Here is a 26,309-nt window from a genome sequence, read left to right as displayed (position 1 = left end):
CCCGAACCGGAAACCCCGGTTCGGGGGCAGGAGTCGTGCGTCGTTGTGCAGGCCGGGTCCGAACCCCGAGATCCGCTCAGCGCACCTCGACGGTGGTCCGCACGGCCGTCGTCGAGGGTGCGGCGGGGGTGGAGCCGAACCCGAAGCGCACCGGCGGCTCGACCCGAGTGAGGCCGCCCAGGTCGTCCCCCCGCCAGGATGCGGACGCCGACACGATGCGGTGCTGCGCGCGGGCACCGTAGAACTCGCGCCGCCCACCGCCGGCGGTGCCGCGGGTGCGGACGCCGGACAGCAGCACGCGGGCGATCGGGTCGCTCAGGGTGCAGAACCACGGCGCGGTGACGACGGCGTCGGGCATCACGGCGAGCAGCCGGCCCAGCAGGGTCGCCGATCCCACGGTGAACTCGAGCGCGAGCTCGCCGGCCTCGACGCTCACCCGGTCTCCGACCCGCCGGTGCACCACGTCGACGAGCTCATGGCGATCGAACGTGTAGGTGGCGGTGACGAAGTCGCGGACCTCGACGGACGGGGCGAGCAGCAGCCGCTCGCCGTCGGCGAACTCGACCATGACGTCGGTGAACTCGCCGAGGGGCGACGACGTCCAGTGGCCCACCACGATGCGGGTGCCGCTCTGCGTTCCGAAGCCCGAGATGTCGCCGTCGAAGACGTACGTGCTCATCGCAGCGAGGGTAGCCATCGTCGACAGGTTCGGTTTTCGGTGGAACCGGGCATCCCCCGCACATGGCTGACTCCGGTGCGACCACCCCGACCGTCTTCGTTCTCTTCGGCGCGACGGGTGACCTCGCCAAACGCATGGTGCTGCCCGCCTTCTACGAGCTGGCGCAGGAGGGACTGCTGCCGGAGAACTGGGCGCTGATCGGTAACGGGCGCGGCCGGAAGACCGACGACGAGTTCCGCGCTCACGTGCGCGACGCCCTCGAGGAGTTCGGACCCGGCGAGGGTGTCGAGACCATCGACGAGAAGGTCTGGTCGGAGTTCTCCGATCGGGTGCGCTTCGCCGGACGCGGATTCTCCGTCGACGACGCCGGCGACCTGCCGTCGGTCGTCTCCGACGTGAGCGACGAGCTGGGCGGCGACGTGCAGCTGGTCCACTACATCGCGCTGCCGCCGTCGACCTTCCTCGACTACACGGCGGCATTGGGAGAACACGGAATGGCCGAGGGTGCTCGGGTGGTCTACGAGAAGCCCTTCGGCACGTCGCAGGAGAATTTCGAGAAGCTGGACGCGGCGGTGCACGACGTTCTCGACGAGAAGCAGGTGTACCGCATCGACCATTTCCTGGGTAAGGAGAACACCCAGAACCTGCACATTCTGCGATTCGCCAACGGCATGGTCGAGGGCATCTGGAATCGGGAACACGTCGAGCAGGTCCAGATCGACGTGCCGGAGACCCTGGACATCGACGATCGCGCCGAGTTCTACGACGCCACGGGTGCCGTGCTGGACATGTTGGTGACGCACCTGTTCCAGGTGGCGGCCGAGGTGGCGATGGAGCCGCCGCTGAGCCTCGGAGCCGACGATCTGCAGACCGCGCGGGAATCGGTCATCGCCGCCTTCCGTCCCCTCGACCCGCAGGAGGTCGTGCTCGGTCAGTACCGCGGCTACACCGAGACCGCGGGCGTCGCGGACGACTCCACCACCGACACCTACGTCGCGGCGCGGCTGTGGGTCGACACCGACCGGTGGCGGGACGTGCCGTTCCTCCTCCGCACCGGAAAGATGTTGGGCACCAGCACTCAACGCGTGTCGCTGGTGTTCCGCCGTCCCGACGGCCCGGTGAAGCACCTTCCCGAGGACGGGGCGGTGCTGTCGTTCGACCTCTCCGGCGACGGCCGCGTCGACATCGCGATGACCGTGAAGGAGCCGGGGCCCGGCGAGGATCTGGGCATCGGTCGCATGTCGCTCGACCTGTCGACGGTGTCCGACGCCGAGCCGCTCTCGCCGTACTCGCGGCTCATCCTCGACGTGCTCGACGGTGACCGGTCGCTGTTCACCCGACCCGACGGACTCGCCAAGGTGTGGGAGGTCGCCGCGCCACTGTTGAACGCACGCCCGGACATTCGCCCGTACGAGCCGGGTTCGATGGGCCCGGACGAGGCGACGGACCTGGCGACCCCGTGCGGGTGGCTGGTCGACGAGACGAGGTGATCGTCCGACCCGTTCGAGCCCGCGAAACGGTGGTATCGACCGCCACGAGGCACGCTTCGAGAATGGTGACTTTTCGGACGAAAAGCCGTTCGTGGACACGTCGCTCGTGATTGATTCGGGAGTGTTCACGGGTTGCCCGCATCCGGCGTGGTGATCGCTCCGAGAAAGGAACGAACGGCAGATGGAATTCCTCGACACGATTCTCGAGACCCTGTCCGGCGGATTCGACGCGATCTTCGACAGCGTCGTCGACAGCATCGGTGACCTGTTCTCCGGCTTGCTCGACAGCGGCAGCAGCGGCGGCAGCGGCAGTGGTGGCAGCGGCGGCGACCCGGCCTGACCCACGACCCCGACGGACGACTCCCGTCCGACACGAGCCCCGCCCGATCAGGGCGGGGCTCGTGTCGTTCATCCGGCCGTCACCGCGTCGTTTCCGACGGCTCGTACCGTGCCGGGCGTGACCGATCCGTCGACGCTGCTCACTCGCCCCGACGCCCTGTCCGCGCCGTCTGCGCCGCCCGCCTGGTCCGCGTGGTCCGTGCGGGACGACGACGACGACGATCCCGTCCTGGTCGCACCGGACGGCCGCGCCGTCGACACGTGGCGCGAGGGGTACCCCTACGACCACCGCCTGCCCCGCCTGGACTACGAGGGCACCAAGCGTCTGCTGCAGATCGAACTGCTGAAGCTGCAGAACTGGATCAAGGACACCGGCGGGCGTCACGTCATCGTGTTCGAGGGTCGCGACGCCGCCGGCAAGGGCGGCACCATCAAGCGATTCACCGAGCACCTCAATCCGCGCGGGTCGCGGGTGGTCGCGCTGGAGAAGCCCACGGCGCGCGAGTCGACCCAGTGGTACTTCCAGCGATACGTCACGCACCTGCCCGCGGCCGGTGAGCTCGTACTGTTCGACCGCTCCTGGTACAACCGCGCCGGCGTCGAGCGCGTCATGGGCTTCTGCACGGACGAGGAGTACCGCCGCTTCCTCGTGCAGGTCCCGCTGTTCGAGCGCATGCTCGTCGACGACGGCATCCAGTTGACCAAGTTCTGGTTCTCGGTCTCGCAGTCCGAGCAGCGCACCCGGTTCGCCATCCGTCAGGTGGACCCGGTGCGTCAGTGGAAGCTCTCGCCGATGGACCTCGCGTCGCTGGACAAGTGGGAGGCCTACACGCAGGCCAAGGAGGACATGTTCCGCCTGACCCATACCGACCACGCGCCGTGGATCACGGTGAAGAGCAACGACAAGAAGCGTGCTCGACTCGAATCCATGCGCTTCGTGCTCGACCGGTTCGACTACGCGAACAAGGACCACGAGGTGGTGGGTCGGCCGGACCCGTCGATCGTGGGCCCGGCCGACCCCGACGCCGACTGATGTCGGCATTCGGGTGCAGCCGACTGGTCAGGTCAGCATCCGCCACAGGAAGGTGAAGGCGAGGGCGGAGGTGAAGGCGAGCTGCGCGTTGTCCGCGGCGCCGCCGTGGCCGCCCTCGATGTTCTCGTAGTACGACACGTCGTGGCCGTACTCCTCGAGCCGCGCCGCCATCTTGCGTGCGTGACCGGGGTGCACGCGGTCGTCGCGCGTGGACGTGGTGATGAGCACCGGCGGGTACTGCGGGCCGGATTCTCCGGGGCGCCTGACGTTCTGGTACGGCGAGTACTCGGAGATGACGGCCCAGTCGTCGGGGTCGTCGGGGTCGCCGTACTCGGCCATCCACGACGCGCCCGCCAGCAGTAGGTGGTAGCGCTTCATGTCCAGCAGCGGGACCTGACAGACGATGGCGCCGAACAACTCCGGGTACTTCGTCAGCGCGATCCCCATGAGCAGTCCGCCGTTGCTGCCGCCCCGCGCGCCCAACCGGTCGGCGGTGGTGATGCCGCGCTCGACGAGATCCCGTGCGACGGCGGCGAAGTCCTCGTGCACCTTGTGCCGACCGGCCACGCGGACGTCGGTGTGCCACGCCGGTCCGTACTCGCCGCCGCCGCGCAGGTTCGCGACGACGTAGGTGCCGCCGCGTTCGAGCCAGGCGGCGCCGACGATGCCGCTGTACGACGGCGTGAGCGAGACCTCGAAGCCGCCGTACGCGTAGAGCAGGGTCGGACCAGGTTCCGCCTCGGTGTCCGTTCCGCCGTCCGGCCCCGCCCGATGCACGACGAAGTACGGAATGCGCGTGCCGTCGTCGGACGTCGCGAAGAACTGATCGACGGTGAGCCCGTCGGCGTCGAAGAAGGCGGGGGAGCGGCGCAGTTCCTCGAGCGGGCCACCCACCGTCCCGCGGAGCAGCGTCGACGGGGTCACGTAATTGCCGACGTCGAGGAAGAACTCGTCGCCGCCGTCGTCGGGATCGGTGCCGACGATGCCGACCGACGCGTTCTCGGGGAGGCCGGTGAGACGCTCGGTACGGACCCCCTCGTCGCCGTCGCCGTCGCTGTCGCTGTCGCCGTCCAGCGTGACGACGACGACCGCGGACCGCACGTCCTCGAGCACGACGAGGAGCAGGTGGTTCTCGGTCCAGGCCACCTGATGCAGCGAGGTGTGGGCATCGGGACGGAACACGGTGCGGACCTGCCGATCTCCGGCGATCCAGTCGTCCACCTGCGCGACGAGCAGCGTGCCGGCCGGGTGCCGGACGCCGTCGAGTGTCCACGCGGTGGTGGTGCGGATCAGCAGCCATTCCCGGTGGAGGGAGAGGGACGCGTCGGTGGGGGCGTCGATGCGGATCGGCCGGTCGTCGGGTCCGAGGACGGAGACCTCGCTGTCGAAGAACCCGGTCGCGCGCGTGACGACGGTGCGGGAGTACCCCTCGGTGGGGTCGAATCCCACCGACACGGCGACGTCGGAGGGGTCACCCTCGACCACGACGGGAGCGTCGTGCAGCGGGGTGCCGCGCCGCCACCGCTGGGCCCGACGCGGATATCCGGAGGTGGTGAGGCTGCCGGGCCCGGTGTCGGTGCCGACGTAGACGGTGTCCGCGTCGATCCACCCGATGTCCGTCTTGGCCTCCGGGACGGTGAAACCGCCCTCGGCCGCGGCGACGAATTCGCGAGTCGCGAGGTCGAATTCGCGAACCACCGTGGCGTCCGCGCCGCCGCGGGAGAGCGCGATCAGGGCGCGATCGAAGTCGGGCCGGAGGACCTGCGCGCCGGACCACACCCAGTTCTCGTCCTCCTCGGCGGCCAGGGCGTCCAGGTCGAGCAGGACGTCCCAGTCCGGGTCGTCCGTCCGATACTGCTCGAGGGTGGTGCGCCGCCAGAGTCCGCGGGGGTGGGCGGCGTCCTTCCAGTAGTTGTAGAGGTGCTGCCCTCGGCGCCGGACGTACGGGATGCGCGCATCCGTGTCGAGAATGTCGCGCAGGCGCTGTTCGAGGCGGGAGAACTCGGCGTCGTCGGCGAACTCGGCGAGGGTCCGGCGGTTGCGCGAGGTCACGTGCTCGAGCGCGTCGGCGCCGGTCACGTCCTCGAGCCAGAGGTAGGGGTCCGTCACCGGCCCCATTGTGCCCCGCTGTGCGCGGGCACATCCGACCATGAGAACCGTCCGTTGATCGAACAATGGCGGCAAAAACGGGGAAATGGTAGGTTTGCGGCACAGGAACAGCCACGCCCACCGTCGTCACGGCCGGGCAGACCGGAGGTGGACCCATGTCCGTGTCCCACGAGACATCCCACGAGACATCCCACGAGACATCCCTCGAGACCGCACGGGCGGCCGCTCGCGCCCGGACGTTCGGGGTGACCACCCGGCCCCGCTCCGCCGAACCCGCCACCGCCGGCACCCTGGTCTGCGTCGCCGCCGACCGCGCCGGATCGCAGGCCGTCCAGGATGCCGTCCGTACCGTCCTGCCGGCCGCCACCGTGCGCGCCGTCACCGGAGCGAGCACCGTCGACGTGCTGGGCTTCGACCGCATCGTCGTGGTCGACGACCCCGGCGCCGACCGGCACTGGCGCGCCGCGGACATCGCCCGGCTGATCACGACGGCCGACGGTGTGGGAGTCGGCATGGTCGTCGGCACACGACGCGGCCGACGCGGCCTCCGACTGCTCGCGGACCGGGTGGCGGCGTCGATCCTGCGGTCCCCCGTGTCCGATCCCGGATCCGGCCTGCGCATCTACTCCGGCGACGCGGTGCGGTCCACCGGCGCCACCACCGTCCCGGTCGGCGACCTGCGCGGACGGCTCCGGCTGGCGCGGGAGATCCACGCTCGTCACTGGATGGTGCACGGCCTGGCCGTCACCACGGCATCGGTCGAGCGGCCGGCGGCGACGGAACTCGTGCGGGCCGCTCTGGGAGTCGAACGGGAGCACCACCGCTGAAGCGATGAGGGGGACCGCTCCGGTCCGTGACATGCTGATCCACCATGCGCCTGTGGGAACAGCACACCTGCCTGCCGCTCGACCCGGAGGCGGACATCACGCCCCTGACCCGGTACGGCACCGGTGCCTACCTGTCGGTCAACGTCGGGTACTCGCCGCAGGACCGGACGGCGAGCACCGCGATGATCTCGGCGTGGACGGCCCGCGCGGCGGACGATTCGCGCTTCCGCCTGGTCCACACGGTGGACGACGTGGACCGCGCGTGGTCCGAGGGGGTGCTCGGCTTGGCGTTCGACCTCGAGGACTCGGCGCCGCTGGACGGTGACCTCGACAACGTCGCGTACTTCGTGAGCCTCGGGGTCCGGTCCCTGCTCCCGACCTACAACCACGAGAACGCCGCGGGCTGTGGCTGTCTCGACGCGACCGACACCGGCCTGACCGCCTACGGACGCGACCTGGTGCGGGCGATGAACGCGGCCGGCATGGCCGCCGACGGATCGCACTGCTCTCGCCGTACCGGACTGGACATCGCCACGGTCACCGAGCGACCCATGATCTACAGCCACTCCAATTTCGCTGCGCTGTGGGAACATCCGCGCAACATCGCCGACGAGCAGGCTCGCGCCTGCGCCGAGACCGGGGGCGTCGTCGGCATCAACGGTGTGGGAATCTTTCTCGGCGTCAACGGGATCGACGACGGCGCCGCGCGGGTCGAGGCGATGGCGGACCACCTCGAGTACGGGGTGGACCTGCTCGGCATCGACCACGTGGGCATCGGATCGGACTTCTCGTTCGACCACGAGGACTTCGTCTCGGAGGTGACAGCGCACCCGGACGCCTTCGGGCCCGAGTACACCGCCTACGGTCCGCTGCAGTGGGTCCCGCCGGAGGACACCCGGACGATCCCGGACGTCCTGCGCGCTCGCGGGTGGGACGACGACGCCGTCCACGCGGTGACGGGCGGCAACTTCCGGCGCGTGGCGGGCGAGGTCTGGGTCTGATCGTCAGGACACCGGCGTCAGTCGGAAGATCGGGAACCGCCGACCCTCCGCGGTGGTCAGGTAGTCGAGGAAGCCGCTCGACGCGGCCGTGAAACGGTCCCACCGCGCCGACCACGCCGCCGGGTCCGACTCGTCCGCGTCGATCTCGGTGACGTCGACCTCGACGGTCCGCACGCTTCCGTTCGCCGGCACCTCCATCTCGATGCGCGGATGCGCGCGCAGGTTGTGCACCCACGCCGGATCCTTGGGAGAGCCCGCGGCCGAGCCCACCACCAGCCACCCGTCGTCCTCGCGCAGCGCGAACAGGGGGTTCAGCCGCACCTCGCCGCTGCGGGCGCCGATCGAGTGGAGCACCACCAGGTTGTCCCCGAATCCGGCGGTGGACACCCGGCCGCCGTTCTCGCGGAACTCGCGAATGATCTGCTCGTTGAAGTCCGTCATCGCCCCATCATCGCGTCTCGGGCCGGGGCGCGGGGCGTGATCGGGAGGGCAACGGGGTACCCGCGGAGTACCGCAAGTCGAGACGAGGAGTTTCCACGATCATGAGTGCAGTCCCCACCGTGTCCCTGAACGACGGCCGCAGCATCCCGCAGCTGGGCTTCGGGGTCTTCCAGATCGAACCCGAGAAGACGGCCGACGCCGTCCGCACCGCCATCGAGGTCGGTTACCGGCACCTCGACACCGCCCAGATGTACGGCAACGAGGCCGAGACCGGCCAGGGCGTGCGCGATTCCGGCGTCGACCGCGACCAGGTGTGGATCACCAGCAAGCTGAACAACGGCTTCCACCGGCCCGACGACGCGCGGCGCTCCTTCGACGAGACGCTCGAGAAGCTCGGCACCGACTACGTCGACCTGTTCCTCATCCACTGGCCGCTGCCCACTCGCTACGACGGCGACTACGTCTCCACGTGGAAGGTGCTCGAGGAGTTCCAGCGCGACGGCCGGGCCCGCAGCATCGGCGTCTCCAACTTCCAGGTGCCCCACCTCGAGAAGCTGGCCGCCGAGACCGACACCGTGCCGGCCGTCAACCAGATCGAGGTGCACCCGTACTTCGTCAACGAGCAGGTGCGCGCCTACGGCTCCGAGCACGGCATCGCCACCGAGGCGTGGTCGCCGATCGCGCAGGGCAAGGTGCTGGACGACCCCGAGCTCGAGCGCATCGCCAAGGACGTCGGCAAGTCCACCGCCCAGGTCACGCTGCGCTGGCACATCCAGCGCGGGGACATCGTCTTCCCCAAGTCGGTCACCCGCGAGCGGGTCGAGGCCAACTTCGACATCTTCGACTTCACCCTCGACGACCGGCAGATGCAGGACATCACCGCGCTCGACAAGGGCGAGGACGGTCGCACCGGCCCCAACCCCGACACGTTCGACATGATCCCCGACTGAGGGACACCGACACGACCGGCTGCCCGGAACGAACACTAAGCACGAAAAGCCCGGTTCACGGACCGCGCCTCGTGTGGCGGAGGCAACGGGACTAAGGTGAGGCACCGTGACCTCACACTATGACGTCGTCGTCCTCGGAGCCGGTCCCGGTGGATACGTCGCTGCCATCCGCGCGGCGCAGCTGGGCCTGAAAACCGCCATCGTCGAGCAGAAGTACTGGGGCGGGGTGTGCCTCAACGTGGGATGCATCCCGTCCAAGGCTCTGCTGCGCAACGCCGAACTGGCGCACCTGTTCACCAAGGAGGCCAAGCAGTTCGGCATCTCCGGTGACGTGTCGTTCGACTTCGGCGCTGCCTACGATCGCAGCCGCAAGGTCGCGGACGGCCGCGTCAAGGGCATTCACTTCCTGATGAAGAAGAACAAGATCGACCAGTTCGACGGGAAGGGCTCGTTCACCGACGCCAACACCCTCTCGGTCGAGATGAGCAAGGGCGGCACCGAGACGGTCACGTTCGACAACGCGATCATCTCCACCGGCAGCACCACCAAGCTGCTGCCCGGCACCTCGCTGAGCGAGAACGTCGTCACCTACGAAGAGCAGATCATGACCAAGGATCTGCCCGGGTCGATCCTCATCGTGGGCGCCGGCGCCATCGGCATGGAGTTCGGCTACGTCCTGAAGAACTACGGCGTGGACGTCACCATCGTCGAGTTCCTCGACCGCGCTCTCCCCAACGAGGACGAGGACGTCTCGAAGGAGATCGCCAAGCAGTACAAGAAGCTCGGCGTGAAGATCATGACCGGCGCCGCCGTGCAGAGCATCGACGACGACGGCAGCAAGGTCACCGTCGCGATCAAGAACAACAAGTCCGGCGAGACCGAGACGGTCACCGTGGACAAGGTCATGCAGTCCGTGGGCTTCGCTCCCCGCGTCGAGGGCTTCGGGCTCGACAAGACCGGCGTCGAGCTCACCGACCGCGGCGCCATCGCCATCGACTCGGTCATGCGCACCAACGTCCCGCACATCTACGCGATCGGCGACGTCACCGCCAAGCTGCAGTTGGCGCACGTCGCCGAGGCGCAGGGCGTCGTCGCCGCCGAGACCATCGGCGGAGCCGAGACGCTGCCGATCGACGACTACCGCTTCATGCCGCGCGCGACGTTCTGCCAGCCGCAGGTGGCCAGCTTCGGTCTGACCGAGGCCCAGGCCAAGGACGCCGGCCACGACATCAAGGTCGCCACGTTCCCCATGACGGCCAACGGCAAGGCGCACGGTCTCGGCGACCCGACGGGCTTCGTCAAGCTCATCGCGGACACCACGCACGGCGAGCTGCTCGGCGGCCACCTCATCGGCCCCGACGTCTCCGAGCTGCTGCCCGAGCTCACGCTCGCGCAGAAGTGGGACCTCACCGCCACCGAGCTGGCCCGCAACGTGCACACGCACCCGACGCTGTCCGAGGCACTGCAGGAGGCCATCCACGGCCTCGCCGGGCACATGATCAACTTCTGATCCCGTTCGTCACGACGAGACACCCCGGCCGCGCACGAGCGGCCGGGGTGTTCTCGTTCCGGCCCCGGTGTTCTCGTTCGGGCTACGGGTAGTCGCGGGGGATGCGCAGGGTGCCGATCGTGGTGGCCAGGCCGTCGTACTGCGTCACGAGCAGCACGAACTCGATGCGCTGACGGTCGGTCAGGTGCTCTCCGAGCCGCGTCCACGCGGCGTCGGTGAGGTCCCGATCTGCGAGCAGCTCGTCGACGGCGACCACGAGGGCCCGTGCTCGCGTGTCGAGGGTCTCGTCCGTACCGGCGCCGGTGTGCTCCAGTGCCGCGATCTCGGCAGTGGTGAGCCCGGCGCGCCGTCCCAGCCGGCGGTGGTGGTCCTGCTCGTACCCGCACTCGCGGACGGCGGCCACCCGCAGGATCACCGTCTCCGCGTCGCGCCGGGCGAGTGTGCCGAAGGGCATCAGCCGGGCGCTGTAGACCAGCCACGCGCGGAACAACCCGCGGGTCTGTCCGAGCGTGGAGAACAGATGCATGTCCGGTGCCCCCACCACACGGCTCGCGAGTCGGGCGATCGCGAAGTTGATCGGGCGAAGCGAGGACAGGGTGCCAGCGGGGATGCGACCGGTCATGGGCGAACCGTAACGGACCGACGCGTCACCGGTCCCGCAGAACGTACGGGGACACCGAACTGCGATGGGCGTCGATGTCGAGGGCCTTGCCCAACGGCGGGAACGCGCGTTGGGGGCAGTGCGCCCGCTCGCACACCCGGCACCCCGCCCCGATCGGGGTCGCGCCGCGCGCGGTGTCGAGATCGAGGCCGTCGGCGTAGACGAGTCGCGACGCGTGGCGCAGTTCGCAGCCGAGGCCGATCGCGAACGTCTTACCGGGTTCGCCGTACCGCGCCGCGCGCCGCTCCACCGTGCGGGCGATCCACAGGTAGCGACGCCCGTCGGGCATCTCGGCGATCTGGGTCATGATGCGGCCGGGGTAGGCGAAGGTCTCGTAGACGTTCCACAGCGGGCACGTGCCGCCGCTCGAGGAGAAGTGGAACCCGGTGGCGGACTGGCGTTTCGACATGTTGCCGGCCCGGTCGACGCGGACGAACGAGAACGGCACGCCGCGCAGCGACGGGCGTTGCAACGTCGAGAGGCGGTGGCAGACGGTCTCGTAACTCACCGCGTAGTAGGCCGACAGCCGTTCGATGTCGTAGCGGAAGTCCTCGGCCACCTCGTGGAACCTGGTGTAGGGCAACACCGTCGCGGCGGCGAAGTAGTTGGCCAGACCCAGGCTCGCGAGGGCGCGGGATTCCTCGCCGGAGAAGTTGCCCTCGTCGACGAGGCGCCGGATCAGATCGCCGTTCTCCAGGTAGGCGAGCTCGGCGGCGAAGCGGAAGACCTTCTGCCCGCCGGACAGTCGCGGCGAGATCTCGAGCAACCGGGTGCGGGGATCGAAGCGATGCAGCACGCCCTCGCCGAGGTCGATGCGTTCGACGATGTGGACGTCGTACAGGTTCCGCAGCCGCTTGGCGATCTCGGCGGCGATGTCGGCGCGGTGGAAGCGCAGCCGGTTGGCCAGATCCTCGGCCGCGGTGTCGAGCTCGTCGAGGTAGTTCTGCCGCCGGTAGAAGTAGTCCCGCACTTCCTCGTGCGGCTTGGAGATCGCGCCGCTGCCGCTGCCGTCGGCGAAGCGGTCGTCGGTGGCCGCCGCCAGTTGCGCCGAGGTGTTGCGGTACCGGCTGTGCATGTCCACCATCGCCCGAGCGAGCCCGGGATGCGCGGACACGAACGCCGCCAACTCGTCGACCTCCGTCGGGACGGCCACGTCCTGGTCGAGCGTGACCTCGCGCAGCTCGGCGATCAACCGCGTGTCGTCCTGGGTGGAGAAGAACGTGGTGTCGACGCCGAACGCCGTCGTGATGCGGGTGAGGACGGCGGCGGTCAGGGGTCGGACGTCGTGCTCGATCTGATTCAGGTAGCTCGCGGAGATGTCGAGGCGCGCGGCGAGGGCGGCCTGGGACAGCCCGCGCTCGACGCGCAGCTGGCGCAACCGCGCGCCGACGTACGTCCGTGCCATGGACCGAGCCTAGAAGCCGCGTCGACCGGGACAAACAGTACGATCGTACGGTGACGTCGGTCACAGTTCGCTACAGCAGCGCGCTCGGTGTCGCCGGTGGCGCGCGGGCCGCGCCTCGCGGCGGACTTTCGTGCATTTCGTTCCCGACGTGCGGCGATGCGGTTACCGGTGGGTAGGTCGAGCAGGTGTCGACGGTGTCGATCTTCGCAACATTCGCAGTATGCTTGTACTGCTTAACCGAACTTTACAGTCTCAGCAGGTAGACACCATTTTTCGGCTGTGCCATCGTGGTCTCGTACATCCGATCCGCCTGACAACCCTGCGAAGACCCCTCCAGGTCGGCGCACGTGCCATCGGCGGACGAAACCGAAGAGACGGAGCAGTCGATGTCGACCACCGGTACCCCCAGGACCACCGAAGAGATCCAGAAGGATTGGGACACCAACCCGCGCTGGAAGGGTGTCGAGCGCAACTACACCGCCCAGCAGGTCAGCGACCTCCAGGGATCGGTCGTCGAGGAAGCGACCCTCGCGCGTCGCGGCTCGGAGATCCTCTGGGACCTCGTGAACAACGAGGACTACATCAACTCCCTCGGCGCCCTCACCGGCAACATGGCCGTGCAGCAGGTGCGCGCCGGCCTCAAGGCCATCTACCTCTCCGGCTGGCAGGTCGCCGGTGACGCCAACCTCTCCGGCCACACCTACCCGGACCAGAGCCTCTACCCGGCCAACTCCGTGCCGTCCGTCGTGCGCCGCATCAACAACGCGCTGCTTCGCGCCGACGAGATCGCCAAGATCGAGGGCGACACCTCGGTGAGCAACTGGCTCGCCCCCATCGTCGCCGACGCCGAGGCCGGCTTCGGTGGCGCGCTCAACGCCTACGAGCTGCAGAAGGCCATGATCGCCGCCGGCGCCGCCGGTGTGCACTGGGAGGACCAGCTCGCCTCCGAGAAGAAGTGCGGCCACCTCGGTGGCAAGGTGCTCATCCCCACGCAGCAGCACATCCGCACCCTGACCTCGGCGCGCCTCGCCTCCGACGTCGCGGACGTCCCGTCGGTCATCATCGCCCGCACCGACGCCGAGGCCGCCACGCTCATCACCTCCGACGTCGACGAGCGCGACCGCGAGTTCCTCGACGGCACCCGCACCGCCGAGGGCTTCTTCGGCGTCAAGAACGGCATCGAGCCCTGCATCGCCCGCGCCAAGGCCTACGCCCCCTACGCCGACCTCATCTGGATGGAGACCGGCGTGCCGGATCTCGAGGTCGCCAAGAAGTTCGCCGAGTCGGTGCGCGCCGAGTTCCCCGACCAGCTCCTCGCCTACAACTGCTCGCCGTCCTTCAACTGGAAGGCACACCTGGACGACGCGACCATCGCCAAGTTCCAGCGCGAGCTCGGCGCGATGGGCTTCAAGTTCCAGTTCATCACCCTCGCCGGCTTCCACTCGCTCAACTACGGCATGTTCGACCTGGCCCACGGCTACGCCCGCGAGGGCATGACCGCCTTCGTCGACCTGCAGGAGCGCGAGTTCAAGGCCGCCGCCGAGCGTGGCTTCACCGCCATCAAGCACCAGCGCGAGGTCGGTGCGGGCTACTTCGACCGCATCGCCACCACGGTCGACCCCAACACCTCCACCGCCGCCCTCAAGGGCAGCACCGAAGAGGGCCAGTTCCACTAGCAGTCCCGCATCTCCGAGGTTTCTGCGCACCAGTCAGGCGGTCCGTGACATTCGTTGCGGGCCGCCTGACTCGTACCCCGGGGCTTCGACCGTTCCCCGGCAGAGTCACCCCCGTCTCACCTCTTGCCGTCGTCGCGTCCCGACGGCGGCGAACGAAGGAGTAAGTGTGTCCAGCGAGAAGATCGAGCGTGTCGGGGTTGTCGGCGCGGGGCAGATGGGCGCCGGCATCGCCGAGGTGTGCGCTCGCGCTCGCGTCGACGTCCTGGTGTTCGAGAAGACCGCCGACCTCGTCGACGCCGGTCGTGCCCGCATCCGCAAGTCCCTCGACCGCGGCGTCTCCAGCGGCAAGATCACCGAGCGCGAACGCGACCAGGCCGCCGACTGCCTGCGGTTCACCACCGACCTCGCCGACTTCGCCGACCGGCAGATCGTCGTCGAGGCCGTCCTCGAGAACGAGCGGATCAAGACCGAGATCTTCGCCGAACTCGACCGCGTCGTCACCGACTCCGACGCCGTGCTGGCCTCCAACACGTCGTCGTTGCCCATCACGCGGATCGCCACGGCCACGACCCGGCCGGAGCGCGTCGTCGGACTGCACTTCTTCAACCCCGTGCCGGTGCTGCCGCTGGTCGAGCTGATCCCGTCCCTCGTCACGTCCGACGCGGTGGTCGCGCGCGCCGAACGCTTCGCGGCCGACGTCCTCGGCAAGCAGGTGGTCCGCGCGACGGACCGATCCGGCTTCGTCGTCAACGCCCTGCTGGTGCCGTACCTGCTCGCCGCCGTTCGGATGGTGGAGTCGGGTTTCGCCACCCGCGAGGACATCGACAAGGCGACCGTTCTCGGCCTGGCCCACCCGATGGGACCGCTGACGCTGTCCGACCTCATCGGTCTCGACACCGTCAAGTCCATCGCCGACTCGATGTACGAAGAGTACAAGGAGCCGCTCTACGCCGCGCCGCCGTTGCTGCTGCGCATGGTGGAAGGCGGCCTGTTGGGCAAGAAGACCGGTCAGGGCTTCTACACGTACGAGAACGGACGCATCGTGTCCTGACCGGCGACGATCGACACCGGCAGCGACACCGGCGGCAATCTCACGACGGCCCGACTCCCCGCTTCCACCGACTCGGTGGGATGTCCCGGGGGGCCGGGCCGTCGTCTGTATCCCGTCACGGAACCCCGCGGAAACCGACCCCGATCCTGTTTCGGGCCGCTACTTTTTCGGAGGTTCGCGGAAGCCTCGCGGACCGGGGGGAACAGCACACACCGGGGGGTCACCATCGCCGGCACCGAAGCCAGGTCGCGGTCCGCGTCGTGGGCAGGCGCGTGGGCGCGATCGCGCGTCGTCACCAGCATGCGCACGTTCGGACGGTTCGCCGACCTGACGGCCGCTGCGTTCGGCTATCTCGCCCGCGATCTCGTCGCGCTGCGATTCGCCTGGCGGGAGGCGCTCGACCAGGCCTGGTTCATGGTCACCGTGACCGTGCTGCCCGCCGTCCTGGTGTCCATCCCGTTCGGCGTGATCGTCTCCGTCCAGGTCGGCAGCCTCACCTCGCAGATCGGTGCCACCTCCATCTCGGGCGCCGCCGGCGGACTGGGGGTCATCCGTCAGGGTGCCCCGATCGTCACCGCGCTCCTGCTCGGCGGTGCGGCCGGGTCGGCCATCGCCGCCGACCTCGGCGCCCGCACCGTGCGCGAGGAGATCGACGCGATGCGCGTCATGGGCATCGACCCCGTCCGTCGCCTCGCCGCACCGCGACTGGCGGCGATGATCGTCGTCGCGCCCCTGCTCTGCTCGCTGGTGATCTTCATCGGCCTGGTGTCCGGCTACGTCGTCAACGTCGGATTCCAGGGCGGCACGCCCGGCAGCTACCTCGCGTCGTTCGCCTCCTTCGCCTCCACCACCGACCTGGTGGTCTCGATGGTCAAGGCGGAGATCTTCGGCATCATCGTCGTCCTCGTCGCCTGCCAGCGCGGGTTCGAGGCCACGGCCGGACCGCGCGGCGTCGCCAACGCGGTGAACGCGTCCGTCGTCGTCGGAGTGATCTCGGCCTTCGTCGTCAACGTCCTGGCCACGCAGTTGGTGACCATGTTCTTCCCGCAGCGGCTCGGGTGACGCGATGACCGTCGCACGGTATTCACCACTCGGCACCTCGGGCCTGCGTCGCTCGGGCACTCGGGTCGCCCGACTGCCCCTCTCGGCCGCCGAACACCTGGGACACCAGCTCACCTTCGTGTGGCAGGTGCTCGCCGCGGTCCCGCACACCCTGCGCGCCTACCGCCGACAGACCATGCTGGTGCTCACCGACATCACCTGGGGCAGTGGCGCCCTGGTGGTCGGCGGCGGCACGGTGTCGGTGCTGGTGATCCTCGGCGTCGCCGTGGGATCGTCCATCGGCATCGAGGGCTACAACGCCCTGAACCTCGTGGGCATGGGCCCGCTGACCGGCTTCATCTCCGCCTACGCCACCACGCGTGAGCTGGCCCCGATGATCGCGGCCATCGGCTTCGCCTCGCAGGCCGGATGCCGCATGACCGCGGAGATCGGCGCGATGCGGATCTCCGAGGAGATCGACGCGCTCGAGGTGGTCGGCATCCGCTCGATCCCGTTCGTGGTCACCACGCGCGTCATCGCCGGCGTCCTCACCATCGTGCCGCTCTACCTGCTGACGCTGGTGCTCGCCTACGTCTCGTGCGCATTGATCGTGGGCCTGTTCGGCAACCAGTCCTCCGGGACGTACGACCACTACTTCTCGACGTTCCTCAGCCTGCCCGACCTCGGCTGGTCCCTGCTCAAGGCCACCGTGTTCGTCGCCGCCGTCATCCTCATCCACGGCTACCAGGGCTACTACGCCACCGGTGGTCCGGAGGGTGTGGGACGGGCGTCGGGGCGGGCCATCCGCGCCTCGCTCATCGTCATCGTGGTGCTCGACATGGTCATGACGGTGGTCATCTGGGGCTCCGACGTCGGCATCAGGATCTCGGGGTAGCGCCATGGCAGTCTTCGACGACCTCTCCAAGCGGTCCGCCGGCCCCCGCGCACTCCGGGTGCGTGGCCTTGCCGTGGCGGTGGTCCTGGTGCTCGCCGGTGTGGTCCTGACGTCCTACGCCCGCGGCGAGTTCGAGTCCCGGTTCGACGTGACCTTCGACAGCGCGAGCGTCGGCGACGGCCTCGCCGTGGGCTCCGACGTGAAGTACCGCGGCCTGCCGGTCGGTCGGGTGGACGAGATCGAGCCGGTCGGCTTCGGGCGGCAGCGCGTGCACGCCCACATCGAACCGGCCGTCGCGGAGGTGCTCACCGACGACCTCACGGCACGGTTCTCCTCGGCGACGGTGTTCGGCGCCACGGTGATCGAGCTGTTCTCCGAAGGCCGGGGGGCCCCACTGGACGAGAACGCGACCGTCGAACTGGGCGACGACAGCGAGACCGCCACCGTCACCGGCGTGTTCCGTCGCCTCGCCGATCTGACCGACGTGCTCGACGCCGACAACACCGACCGCGTGCTGGACCTGATGTCCCGCGTCTCGACCAACTTCGGCGACGGTCTGAAGCCGTTCTTCGACACCGCGCAGATGATGGCCGAGACGCAACGCTCGCCGCTGTCGTGGAAGCTCGTCCGCGGCGCAGAGCTCGGGGACGGTCTGCGCGAGTCCATCGGCCCCGTCGTCGACGTGGTGTCGCAGGTGGTGGCGTCGAGCGAGTACTTCGAGGACCCGGCGAACCGAGACCGAGCGATCAAGGCGATGTCGGGACTCGGGACCGGGCTGAGCGTTCCCCTGGGAGACCTGTTGCGTGACAACAACCCTTACCTGAAACCGCTGCTGGACACCGCACTCGACGTGCTGATTCCGGTGGCCCTGTCCACGGGCACGCTCGCGCCCGCGTACCAGCGCGTGCCGAACGTCCTCCAGGGCATCGAGGACGCGTTCCCGACGGTCGACGGACGGACCCAGCTCCAACTGCAGGTGATCGTGAACTCGATGCCGACGATGGCGGGTCCCGTCGAGGCGTTCCTGGACCGAGCGGGGGCCACCCCGTGAGCCGGTCGTCCGCAGTGGGCTTCCCCGTCGCCACGGTGGTCAAGCTGGCCGTCTTCGCCCTGGTGTCCGTGCTCTGCCTGGTGTTGATCGGCAACGCCCTCTCCGCCGGTGGGGGCAGTGACCGGGCGCGGTACGACGCGCGTTTCGACGACGTGTCCGGCCTGTACACCGGGGACGACGTGCGACTGTCCGGCGTGCTGGTCGGCACGGTCACCGGAATCGACCTCGACGGCGACCGCGCGAAGGTGACCTTCGAGGTCGACGGCGACCGGCCCGTCACCTCCACCACCGAGGCCGCGGTGCGGTACCAGAACCTCCTCGGCCAGCGGTACCTCGAGTTGATCCAGGACGACACGTCCGGGACACCGTTGCCGTCCGGCTCGTCGTTCGCCCCGGATCGCACGGTGCCGTCCTTCGACATCACCACTCTCTTCGACGGCTTCCAGCCGATCTTCGAGACGATCGACACCGAGCAGGTCAACCGGTTCACCCAGAACGTGCTGGACCTGGTGCAGGGCGACGGAGCCGGACTCGGCCCGGTCCTGCGCGATCTCGACGGGCTGACCACGTACGCACAGCAGCGCGAACAGATCATCGTGCTGCTGATCCGCAACCTCGGCGCCATCTCCGGAGTCGTCGGCCAGCGTTCCGAGCAGCTCGGTCGACTGTTCGCCGAACTCGACCGCGTGGTGTCCACCTTCGGCAATCAGGCGGACACGCTGATCGCGAACCTCGACGACATCAACGCCGGTCAGGGCCCGTTCCTGAACCTCGGCGACGCGCTCCGCGACACGTACGACTCCGAGTACGGCCCGGTCGACGCCGCGTTCCGGCGGCTCGTTCCCGGTGCGCAGCAGATCGTGGACCTCCTGGCGATGGTGCCCGGCCTCCTCCGCGGCGTCGACCGGTCGCTGCAGTCCGGCGGCGCCGAGGGGCAGGCGTCCGCCGGGGCCGGCGAGGTCTACGCGTGCTCGTCGGGACAGGCCGACATTCCGGGCATCGGATCGGTCGTGCTCGGCAACCAACGATTGGTGGTGTGTCGATGAGCTCCCTCCGTGCGGGCACCCAGACCGTCTGGGGCATCGTCGGCGTCGTGGCCATGGTGCTGGCCGTGGTCGCGGCGGTCGTGATCTACGTCCTGCCCCTGGGCCATCGGACCTACACCGCAGCGTTCGAGAACACCGGGGGAGCCCACGCCGGCGACGACGTGCGCATCGCCGGGATCTCGGTCGGCACGGTCACCGGCATGCAGCTGCGTGACGACCACGTCGAGGTGGCCTTCGAGGTGCGCGAGGACATCGAGCTCGGCGACGCGACGTCCATGGGTGTCCGGCTGCTCACCCCGGTCGGCGGCCACTACTTCACGCTCCGTCCGGGTGGTTCGGGCGAACTCCCGGACGGGCGCATTCCGATCGAGCACACCACCGTGCCGTTCACCCTCTCCGACACGGTGGAGGCCGCCACCCCCATTCTGCGTGACCTCAACGGGAAGACGTTGCGCGAGAACGTGGTCGAGCTCGACAAGGCCGTGCAGTCGCAGCCGGAGTCGATCCGTCGGATCACCGACAACCTCACCTCGCTCACCGCGGCCGTCGCCGACCGCCAGGACGATCTCGACCGCAGCCTGAACGTCGCGGACGAGTATCTCGGGGCGCTGGCCACGGACCGCGAGATCCTGCTCGGACTGCTCCAGCAGATCGGCATCATCACCTCGAAGCTCGGCGCGAAGCGGGCCGACGTGGCCGCCGCCGCCGACAAGCTCTACCGCCTGTTCAACCTGCTGCACCGGCCGATCGTCGCGCTCGATCAGGGTCTCGGCCCGACCATCGAGGAACTCGAGTCCATCGCCGCGACCCTGCGCGAGCAGACCGTCACCCTCGACGACGCCATCGTCGCCGGTCGGGAGTTCTCCGACTCCATGGCCGAGATCTTCGCCACCGGCACCGGTGCCGTCGTCGATCGTGGTGACGACGTCATCACCGGCACCGCGCTGTGCGTGCCCGTTCCGGGAAGGAGCTGCTGACGTGACCGCACCACGCAAGGCCGTCGTCGTCGGTCTGGCGGCCGTCCTCGTCGTCGGCGCCGGCACCGCCGCGTCGTCCGCCGCCAAGCTCGTGTCGACCACCCGCACCGAGATGTGCGCGGACATGTCCGACTCGGTGGGTCTGTACGAGGGCAACAACGTGACGCTGCTCGGGATACCCGTCGGCGAGGTTCGTCGGATCGAGCCCCGCGGCGACCACGTGCGCATCACCATGTCCGTCGACGAGACGCTGGCCCTGCCCGCGGACGTCGGCGCGGTCACCCTGTCGGACTCCATCGTCACCGATCGCCGGCTCGAACTGACGACGCCCTACCGCGACGGTGCCCGATTCGATCGGGACGAGTGCATTCCGCTCGAACGCACCCGAACGCCTCTCGGGATCAGCGACACGCTCGCCGCGGTGAACGACCTGGGCGCCGAACTGCTCGGGACGACGTCCACCACCGACCCCGTGTCGCCGCGTCCGCCGGAGGAACAACTGCTGGGGGACACGCTCCGGTCACTCGACACCGCACTGGACGGCAGCGGCGATCAGCTGGGCACGGCCCTGTCGCAGATCTCCGCGCTCGTCGGCAATCCGGCGAACAAGGACACCCAGGTCCGCCGCATGATGGACAACGTCGAGTTGCTGACCACCACGCTGGTCGATCGATGGCCCGAGATCACCGTGCTCATCGAGAACCTGAAGCAGGGTCTGGGTGCGGCCGGTGACTTCTCGGAACGCTTCGCACAGGGCATCGATCTCACCGTCGAGTTCCTGCCGATCCTCGAGCGCGTGCTTCCCAAGGTCGCGCCGAAGATCTACCAGGTCCTCGACGTGCTGATCCCGATCGTCGCGATCGTGGTGAGCAAGGTGGGCGACATCGCCAGCATCCTCTCGCGGGTGCCCAAGGCGGCCGAGCAGACCGCGTCGCTCACCGACCCGGCGACCGGCGCAGCGCGACTGACGGTCGTTCCGCCCAAGGTCGAGCCGGCCGGCGGCACGTCGGTCGCCGTCGATCTCGTCCCGATGATCCTGGGAACGGCAGGCACCCGATGACGCGGCTCTCGACACGGCTCTCGATGCGGGGACGGCGGGGTGGGATCGCGGGCGGGGTGGCGGTCCGTGCGGTCGCCGCGACCCTCGTCGTGGTCACGACCTTCTCCGTCGCCGGGTGCGGCGCGTCGATCGCCGAACTGCCGCTGCCGGGGAGTTACGTCCCCGGCCCGACCTACCGGGTGAACATCGAGTTCTCCTCGGTGCTGAACCTGCCGGACCGCGCAAAGGTGGTGCTCGACGGTGTCGACGTCGGACTGCTGGACTCGGTGAACCTCGTCGGCACCACGGCCGTCGCCGCCGTCGACATCGACCGCACCGTCGAGTTGCCCGCGGCCACGCGTGCCGAGCTGCGGCAGGGGACGATCCTCGGCGAGATCTACGTGTCGCTGCAGCGCCCCGCGCCCGATGCTCCGCAGGGCGGGGCCCTCCAGGACGGGGACACCATCCCGCTCGAGCGCACCGACCCGGCGGACAACGTGGAGGACGTGCTGCGCGGGCTGTCCGAGGTGGTCGCCGGCGGACACATCGTCGACTTCCAGCGGTCGATCGACCGGTTCAACCGGGCGATACCGCCCCCCGAGACGGTCGATCTCATCAACGAGAAGGCGCGGCAGGCGCTGACAGATCTCGCCACGAACGACGACGAGCTCGACCGCATCCTCGGCGCCGCGGAAACGGTGTTCGGCTCGTTCGCCGCCCGCACCGACACGCTGGACACGGTGTTGACCACCGGGCCCGAACGGGTCGGCGGCCTCGCCGACGCGCTCCTGGTCGTCGTCGACGCCCTGATCGACCTGGGCTACATGTCCCGGAACATCGGGGACATCATCAACCCGGTCTACGGCGACCTGCGCGACGTCGTTGCCACGCTGCAGCCGATGGTGCGCACTCTCGCCACGGCCGACCTGACGGCGCCGATGCTGGCGTCGCGGATGGACGCGTTGCTGCGCGAGCGGCTGGTGCCCTTCTTCTCCTCGGCGCCGAACGTGCGGGTCACGTCGGTCTCCGGCCCGCCCGCACCCGGCCAGGCACCGGTCGATCGGGCGAACGAGATGATCGCGGTCCTCCGCGGGATCGGATTCGTGCGATGAGAACGCTGCTGTCCGTGGGGGCGCTCGCGGTGGTCGCCGTGCTGGGCGTGGCCTACCTCGCCCTGGGCGTGCTGGACATGGATCCCCGGCGCGACCATCTGAGCATCACCGTGCCGCTCACCACCTCCGGTGGCCTGATGGACACCTCGCAGGTCACCCTGCGCGGTGCCGAGATCGGACGCGTCGAACGTATCGACGTCGGCCGTGACGGGCTCGAAGCGGTGGTTCGCGTCGACGCCGCCGATCCGATCCCGCGCGACACCGAAGTGCGGGTGTCCAACCTGTCCGCGGCGGGTGAGCAGTTCCTCGACTTCCGGCCGCGGACCGCGACGGGCCCGTTCCTGTCCGACGGCGACACGGTCGACACCGGCAACGTGGTGGTGTCCCCGAGTGTGAGCGACACCCTCGCGGTCGCCGAGGCGTTGACCGCCGAGATCGACACGCAGGCACTCGGCGGCATCGTCGACACCATCGACACCGCGACGCGGGGCCGGGAGCCGGAGATCGACAACGTCGTCGAGGTCCTGCGGCTGCTGTCCCTCACCCTCGAGGACAAGAAGGACGTGGTCCGGCAGGCGTACTACAACCTGCAGGTGCTCGGCGAGAACGCGTACGCGGACTCGCTCGGACCGCGGCTCGCGGACGCCGTGCCGGAACTGCGTGCGTCGGGCGACGGTCTCGAACACCTCATCGGGTCCTACCAGGACTACTCGTACGTCGGCGAGACGGTGTGGGACGGCGAACTCGCTCGCCTCGTGCCGAAGATCGACGAATACCTCAGCCAACTGTCCCCGGACCTCGGGTTCGTCGCGACGGTCCTCCGTCCGGTGACCCGCCCCATCCGCCCGCTCCGGGTCGATGCGGGGGCCCTGGTGACCATGCTCGAGCAGGTGTTCCCCCGCGGCGGACCCGCCCGCGTCGCCGTCACCCTGCCCCCGAACTGACCTGTACCGACCTGATCCGGCCGCGCTGTTCCGGACCGAAAGGACAACCATGACGACCCGTGTCGAGCACGACCTCCCCGACCACGACCTCTCCGAGTCCGACCTCTCGGAGTCCGACTTCGTCGACGGCGACAGCGACACCTCTGCCGCCACCGAGTCGACCGCTGCCGAGTCCACCGCTGCGGAGCCCACCGCTGCCGAGTCCACCGCTACGGAGCCGACCGCCGAGTCGAGGGTCCGAGCCACCCGTGGTGGTCGTCTCACCGTTGTGCTCGCCGTCGTCGCGGTGCTCGCGGTGATCGTCGCCGCGCTCGCCGCCTGGCAGTGGCGGTCCGCCGCGGGGGCGCTGGACGCCGAACGAGCGGCGGACGCCGACCGCGCCGCCGCCGTGGACGTCGCTCGCGGATACACGGAACGGTCCCTGACCTACGACCACACGAACATCGACGGTTTCTTCGCCGGCGTCCAGGAGGGCACGACGGATGCGCTGCGGGAGCGCTTCGACGGGGTGCGCGAGGTCCTGACCCAGATCATGACGGACTCGCAGGTGGTGGCGTCGGGAACGGTCAACGCCGCCACGGTGACCGCGCAGGACGGCAACGTCTACACCGTGAAGGTCTTCGCCACCCAGACCACGCAGAACCTGCAACAGCCGGAGCCGGGGGCGGTGCCGACCCTTCTCACGGTGACCGTCGAGAAGGACGGTGAGCAGTGGTTGGTGTCGGACTACGGTGCGGATACCGGGGCGGCATAGCCGCGACCGTGCCGCGGTAGCGGCGTAGCCGCTAGCGCTTGCGGCCCGTGACGAACTGCGCCGCGCCGTGGATGCGTTGCTCGACCACGTCGAAACCCGCGCGGCGCAGGACGTCGGTGAAGTCGTCGGGACCGAAGACGGTGAGTCCGCTGGGGCGGACCGCCGTGGCCATGGCGTCGGCGACCACCTCGGGCCCGCGGCGCACGGTGGTCATGACGGCGAGGCGGCCGCCGGGTCGGAGGACGCGGACGAGTTCGGCGAACACCCGCATCGGGTCGGGGACGAGGTAGAGCGCGGCGTAGCAGCAGACGGCGTCGATGGAGTCGTCCTCGAAGGGCAACTCGCGGGCGTCGCCGAGGACGTAGGCGAGGTCCGTGCGGGTGGTGCGAGCACTGTCGAGGGCGGCGCGCGCCAGCATGGGCTCGGAGGCGTCGAGGCCGATCACCAGGGCATCGCGGCGGTCGGCGTCGGCGAGGGACTCCGCGAGGAAGCGGGTGAAGTTGCCCGGTCCGCAGGCGACGTCGAGCACGATGCGCGTGCTGTCGTCGACGAGGCCCAGATCGCGGACGGCGAACGTGCGCTCGACGTCCACGGTGGGTCCGCTCACGCCCATCCAGAGCCGGAAGAGTGGGCGCCAGGCGCGTTCGTAGATCGTGGCGAGCGGGCCGAAGCGCATGAGGCGTTGGGCGGCCCGTGACCCGTCGGGCTCGCTCTCGGGCCGGCGGACGTCGAGAACGCCGTCGTGTCGGAGGGTGCTCGGGACACCCGGACGGAAGAGCGATCGGGTGCGGTCCACAGCGCGCGCGTCGGCCATGAGTCCACGGTAGGTGGGGTACTAGAGTTCGGCCATGGCATCCATCACCCTCCCCACCGTCGCCGGAGTCGCGTTGGCGGCGACGGGCGCAGCGCATTTCGTGGTTCCCGACGCCTTCCGTCCCATCACCGAGCCGGTGTTCCCGGAGGACACGCAGACGTGGACCTACCGGAACGGGGCGTCGGAACTGGCGATCGGGACGGCGATCGCGATTCCCGCGACGCGGAAGATCGGTCTGGTGGGCCTGGCCGTGTACGTCGGCTTCCTGGGGTTCCGCGCCGTCACCGGCTAGGACTGCGGACGCTCGTCGAAGCCGCGCGACACGCGGGAGCTTTCGGACGACACGGACATCGTGGTGTGGCGCGGGTCCGATGTTGTTTACCAGTCAACGATGCACGGGTACGCATGAGGACATGTCCACAGCTACCGCATATCAGGCCACCGCTCCCGACGCGCCGCTCGAGAAGACCACGATCGAGCGTCGCGAACTCGGCCCGCACGACGTCCTGATCGACGTCAAGTTCGCCGGCATCTGCCACTCCGACATCCACACCGCGCGCAACGAGTGGGGTGGCACCACCTACCCCGTCGTGCCCGGACACGAGATCGCCGGCATCGTCGCCGAGGTCGGCTCCGAGGTCACCACCCGCAAGGTGGGCGACCGAGTCGGCGTCGGCTGCTTCGTCGACTCCTGCGGCGAGTGCGAGGCGTGCCGGGACGGCGACGAGCAGTACTGCACCAAGGGTGTCGTGCAGACCTACAACTCGGAGACCTACGAGGGCGAGTTCACCCACGGCGGCTATTCGACCCAGATCGTCGTCACGGAGCGCTTCGTCCTCGGGATCCCCGAGGGCGTCGACCTCGATGTCGCCGCCCCCCTGCTGTGCGCCGGCATCACGCTGTACTCGCCGCTCAAGCACTGGGGTGCGGGCCCGGACAAGAAGGTCGCCATCATCGGCATGGGCGGACTGGGCCACATCGGCGTCAAGATCGCCCACGCCCTCGGCGCGCACGTCACCGTGCTCAGCCAGACGCTGAGCAAGGAGGAGGACGGCAAGCGCCTCGGGGCCGACGAGTACTACGCCACCAAGGACACCACGGCGCTGAAGGATCTGCGCGGAAAGTTCGACCTGATCCTCAACACCGTCTCCGCCAACCTGCCGATGGGCGACTACCTGGGGCTGCTCGCCCGCAACGGCACCCTGGTGGAGCTCGGTGTGCCCGAGAAGCCTCTCGAGGTGCCGGCGTTCAACCTGCTGGCCAACCGACGCTCGTTCGCCGGGTCGATGGTCGGCGGCATCGCCGAGACCCAGGAGATGCTCGACTTCTGCGCCGAGCACCACATCGGTGCCGAGATCGAGGTCATCCCGGGGGACAAGATCAACGAGGCGTACGACCGCGTCGTGAAGTCCGACGTGCGCTACCGCTTCGTCATCGACACCGCGACTCTCTGATCGCCCTCGA

Annotated in this window: 26 protein-coding genes; 20 read left to right on the top strand and 6 right to left on the bottom strand. The window is 69.2% G+C overall.

Going from position 1 to position 26,309, the window contains the following annotated elements; translation table 11 throughout:
- Positions 1–76: 76 nt before the first annotated feature.
- Positions 77–679: a hypothetical protein gene (locus RC2_RS07810; protein ID WP_068145744.1), complete on the bottom strand. Its 603-nt coding sequence runs from the start codon at positions 677–679 to the stop codon at positions 77–79.
- Positions 680–741: 62 nt separating this feature from the next.
- On the opposite strand from RC2_RS07810, the gene RC2_RS07805 reads away from it, so the two are divergent.
- The 3 genes from RC2_RS07805 (at position 742) to ppk2 (ending at position 3,541) form a co-directional block, all read left to right on the top strand.
- Entirely contained in the window at positions 742–2,169 is a 1,428-nt protein-coding gene (locus RC2_RS07805; protein ID WP_068145746.1) for a glucose-6-phosphate dehydrogenase, read from the top strand.
- A 181-nt stretch (positions 2,170–2,350) separates the two neighbouring features.
- Positions 2,351–2,509, top strand: coding sequence for a hypothetical protein (locus tag RC2_RS18925; RefSeq protein WP_156509724.1), 159 nt, complete (start codon positions 2,351–2,353; stop codon positions 2,507–2,509).
- 156 nt (positions 2,510–2,665) lie between these two features.
- Positions 2,666–3,541: a polyphosphate kinase 2 gene (gene ppk2, locus RC2_RS07800; RefSeq protein ID WP_068146069.1), complete on the top strand. Its 876-nt coding sequence runs from the start codon at positions 2,666–2,668 to the stop codon at positions 3,539–3,541.
- Between the two features lie 27 nt (positions 3,542–3,568).
- Here ppk2 and RC2_RS07795 read toward each other — a convergent pair whose 3' ends face one another.
- Positions 3,569–5,659, bottom strand: a complete 2,091-nt coding sequence (locus tag RC2_RS07795; RefSeq protein ID WP_068145749.1) for a prolyl oligopeptidase family serine peptidase — start codon at positions 5,657–5,659, stop codon at positions 3,569–3,571.
- Between the two features lie 146 nt (positions 5,660–5,805).
- On the opposite strand from RC2_RS07795, the gene RC2_RS07790 reads away from it, so the two are divergent.
- Together RC2_RS07790 and RC2_RS07785 are read left to right on the top strand one after the other, a co-directional pair.
- The gene (locus tag RC2_RS07790) at positions 5,806–6,477 is read left to right on the top strand and encodes a hypothetical protein (protein WP_068145752.1); all 672 of its coding nucleotides are present in this window, start codon (positions 5,806–5,808) and stop codon (positions 6,475–6,477) included.
- Between the two features lie 44 nt (positions 6,478–6,521).
- Positions 6,522–7,478 carry a dipeptidase gene (locus RC2_RS07785; RefSeq protein WP_068145755.1) on the top strand — a complete coding sequence of 319 codons (957 nt, stop codon included), beginning with the start codon at positions 6,522–6,524 and terminating at the stop codon, positions 7,476–7,478.
- A gap of 3 nt (positions 7,479–7,481) precedes the next feature.
- Here the strand turns inward: RC2_RS07785 and RC2_RS07780 are convergent, their stop codons facing one another.
- Positions 7,482–7,919 (bottom strand): nitroreductase/quinone reductase family protein, encoded by a 438-nt coding sequence (locus tag RC2_RS07780; RefSeq protein ID WP_068145758.1) that lies wholly within the window; start codon positions 7,917–7,919, stop codon positions 7,482–7,484.
- Positions 7,920–8,020: 101 nt separating this feature from the next.
- Here RC2_RS07780 and RC2_RS07775 point away from each other — a divergent pair, with 101 nt between their 5' ends.
- Positions 8,021–8,869, top strand: coding sequence for an aldo/keto reductase (locus RC2_RS07775; RefSeq protein ID WP_068145762.1), 849 nt, complete (start codon positions 8,021–8,023; stop codon positions 8,867–8,869).
- A gap of 106 nt (positions 8,870–8,975) precedes the next feature.
- Positions 8,976–10,379 carry a dihydrolipoyl dehydrogenase gene (gene lpdA / locus RC2_RS07770; protein WP_068145764.1) on the top strand — a complete coding sequence of 468 codons (1,404 nt, stop codon included), beginning with the start codon at positions 8,976–8,978 and terminating at the stop codon, positions 10,377–10,379.
- A gap of 82 nt (positions 10,380–10,461) precedes the next feature.
- Here the strand turns inward: lpdA and RC2_RS07765 are convergent, their stop codons facing one another.
- Both RC2_RS07765 and ramB read right to left on the bottom strand, forming a co-directional pair.
- Complete coding sequence (locus RC2_RS07765; RefSeq protein WP_068145766.1) at positions 10,462–11,001, bottom strand: carboxymuconolactone decarboxylase family protein; 540 nt, start codon at positions 10,999–11,001, stop codon at positions 10,462–10,464.
- Between the two features lie 25 nt (positions 11,002–11,026).
- Positions 11,027–12,445 carry an acetate metabolism transcriptional regulator RamB gene (ramB, locus tag RC2_RS07760; protein WP_068145769.1) on the bottom strand — a complete coding sequence of 473 codons (1,419 nt, stop codon included), beginning with the start codon at positions 12,443–12,445 and terminating at the stop codon, positions 11,027–11,029.
- Between the two features lie 386 nt (positions 12,446–12,831).
- Between ramB and aceA the strand changes: the two genes are divergently transcribed.
- The 11 genes from aceA to RC2_RS07705 all read left to right on the top strand — a co-directional run bounded on the left by aceA (position 12,832) and on the right by RC2_RS07705 (position 24,031).
- Entirely contained in the window at positions 12,832–14,121 is a 1,290-nt protein-coding gene (gene aceA / locus RC2_RS07755) for an isocitrate lyase (protein WP_068145773.1), read from the top strand.
- A 166-nt stretch (positions 14,122–14,287) separates the two neighbouring features.
- Positions 14,288–15,172 (top strand): 3-hydroxybutyryl-CoA dehydrogenase, encoded by an 885-nt coding sequence (locus RC2_RS07750; RefSeq protein WP_068145776.1) that lies wholly within the window; start codon positions 14,288–14,290, stop codon positions 15,170–15,172.
- A gap of 300 nt (positions 15,173–15,472) precedes the next feature.
- The gene (locus RC2_RS07745; RefSeq protein ID WP_068145780.1) at positions 15,473–16,234 is read left to right on the top strand and encodes an MlaE family ABC transporter permease; all 762 of its coding nucleotides are present in this window, start codon (positions 15,473–15,475) and stop codon (positions 16,232–16,234) included.
- A 4-nt stretch (positions 16,235–16,238) separates the two neighbouring features.
- A complete protein-coding gene (locus tag RC2_RS07740; RefSeq protein WP_068145783.1) occupies positions 16,239–17,108 on the top strand; it encodes an ABC transporter permease in 870 nt (289 codons plus the stop codon).
- A 4-nt stretch (positions 17,109–17,112) separates the two neighbouring features.
- Complete coding sequence (locus RC2_RS07735; RefSeq protein WP_068145784.1) at positions 17,113–18,159, top strand: MlaD family protein; 1,047 nt, start codon at positions 17,113–17,115, stop codon at positions 18,157–18,159.
- The gene (locus RC2_RS07730; protein WP_245811014.1) at positions 18,156–19,205 is read left to right on the top strand and encodes an MCE family protein; all 1,050 of its coding nucleotides are present in this window, start codon (positions 18,156–18,158) and stop codon (positions 19,203–19,205) included. The genes RC2_RS07735 and RC2_RS07730 overlap by 4 nt, the downstream gene beginning before the upstream one ends.
- Positions 19,202–20,182: an MCE family protein gene (locus tag RC2_RS07725; protein ID WP_068145790.1), complete on the top strand. Its 981-nt coding sequence runs from the start codon at positions 19,202–19,204 to the stop codon at positions 20,180–20,182. Before RC2_RS07730 ends, RC2_RS07725 begins: the two co-directional genes overlap by 4 nt.
- Before the next feature lies 1 nt (position 20,183).
- Entirely contained in the window at positions 20,184–21,242 is a 1,059-nt protein-coding gene (locus RC2_RS07720) for an MCE family protein (protein WP_068145793.1), read from the top strand.
- The gene (locus tag RC2_RS07715) at positions 21,239–22,333 is read left to right on the top strand and encodes an MlaD family protein (protein WP_082895370.1); all 1,095 of its coding nucleotides are present in this window, start codon (positions 21,239–21,241) and stop codon (positions 22,331–22,333) included. The genes RC2_RS07720 and RC2_RS07715 overlap by 4 nt, the downstream gene beginning before the upstream one ends.
- A complete protein-coding gene (locus tag RC2_RS07710; RefSeq protein ID WP_068145798.1) occupies positions 22,330–23,277 on the top strand; it encodes an MlaD family protein in 948 nt (315 codons plus the stop codon). The genes RC2_RS07715 and RC2_RS07710 overlap by 4 nt, the downstream gene beginning before the upstream one ends.
- Positions 23,278–23,326: 49 nt before the next feature.
- Positions 23,327–24,031: an Rv1363c family protein gene (locus tag RC2_RS07705; protein ID WP_082895371.1), complete on the top strand. Its 705-nt coding sequence runs from the start codon at positions 23,327–23,329 to the stop codon at positions 24,029–24,031.
- A 31-nt stretch (positions 24,032–24,062) separates the two neighbouring features.
- On the opposite strand, the gene RC2_RS07700 is transcribed toward RC2_RS07705, so the two are convergent.
- A complete protein-coding gene (locus tag RC2_RS07700) occupies positions 24,063–24,845 on the bottom strand; it encodes a class I SAM-dependent methyltransferase (protein WP_068145800.1) in 783 nt (260 codons plus the stop codon).
- 34 nt (positions 24,846–24,879) lie between these two features.
- On the opposite strand from RC2_RS07700, the gene RC2_RS07695 reads away from it, so the two are divergent.
- Together RC2_RS07695 and RC2_RS07690 are read left to right on the top strand one after the other, a co-directional pair.
- A complete protein-coding gene (locus RC2_RS07695; protein ID WP_068145802.1) occupies positions 24,880–25,137 on the top strand; it encodes a DoxX-related protein in 258 nt (85 codons plus the stop codon).
- A gap of 121 nt (positions 25,138–25,258) precedes the next feature.
- Positions 25,259–26,299: an NAD(P)-dependent alcohol dehydrogenase gene (locus RC2_RS07690; protein WP_068145805.1), complete on the top strand. Its 1,041-nt coding sequence runs from the start codon at positions 25,259–25,261 to the stop codon at positions 26,297–26,299.
- The last annotated feature ends 10 nt before the right edge of the window (positions 26,300–26,309 follow it).

This window comes from Rhodococcoides corynebacterioides NBRC 14404, from assembly GCF_001894765.1.
Classification (GTDB): Bacteria; Actinomycetota; Actinomycetes; order Mycobacteriales; family Mycobacteriaceae; genus Rhodococcoides; species Rhodococcoides corynebacterioides.
Note: the sequence above shows the minus strand (reverse complement) of the source record. Positions and strands in the feature narration are given on the sequence as shown.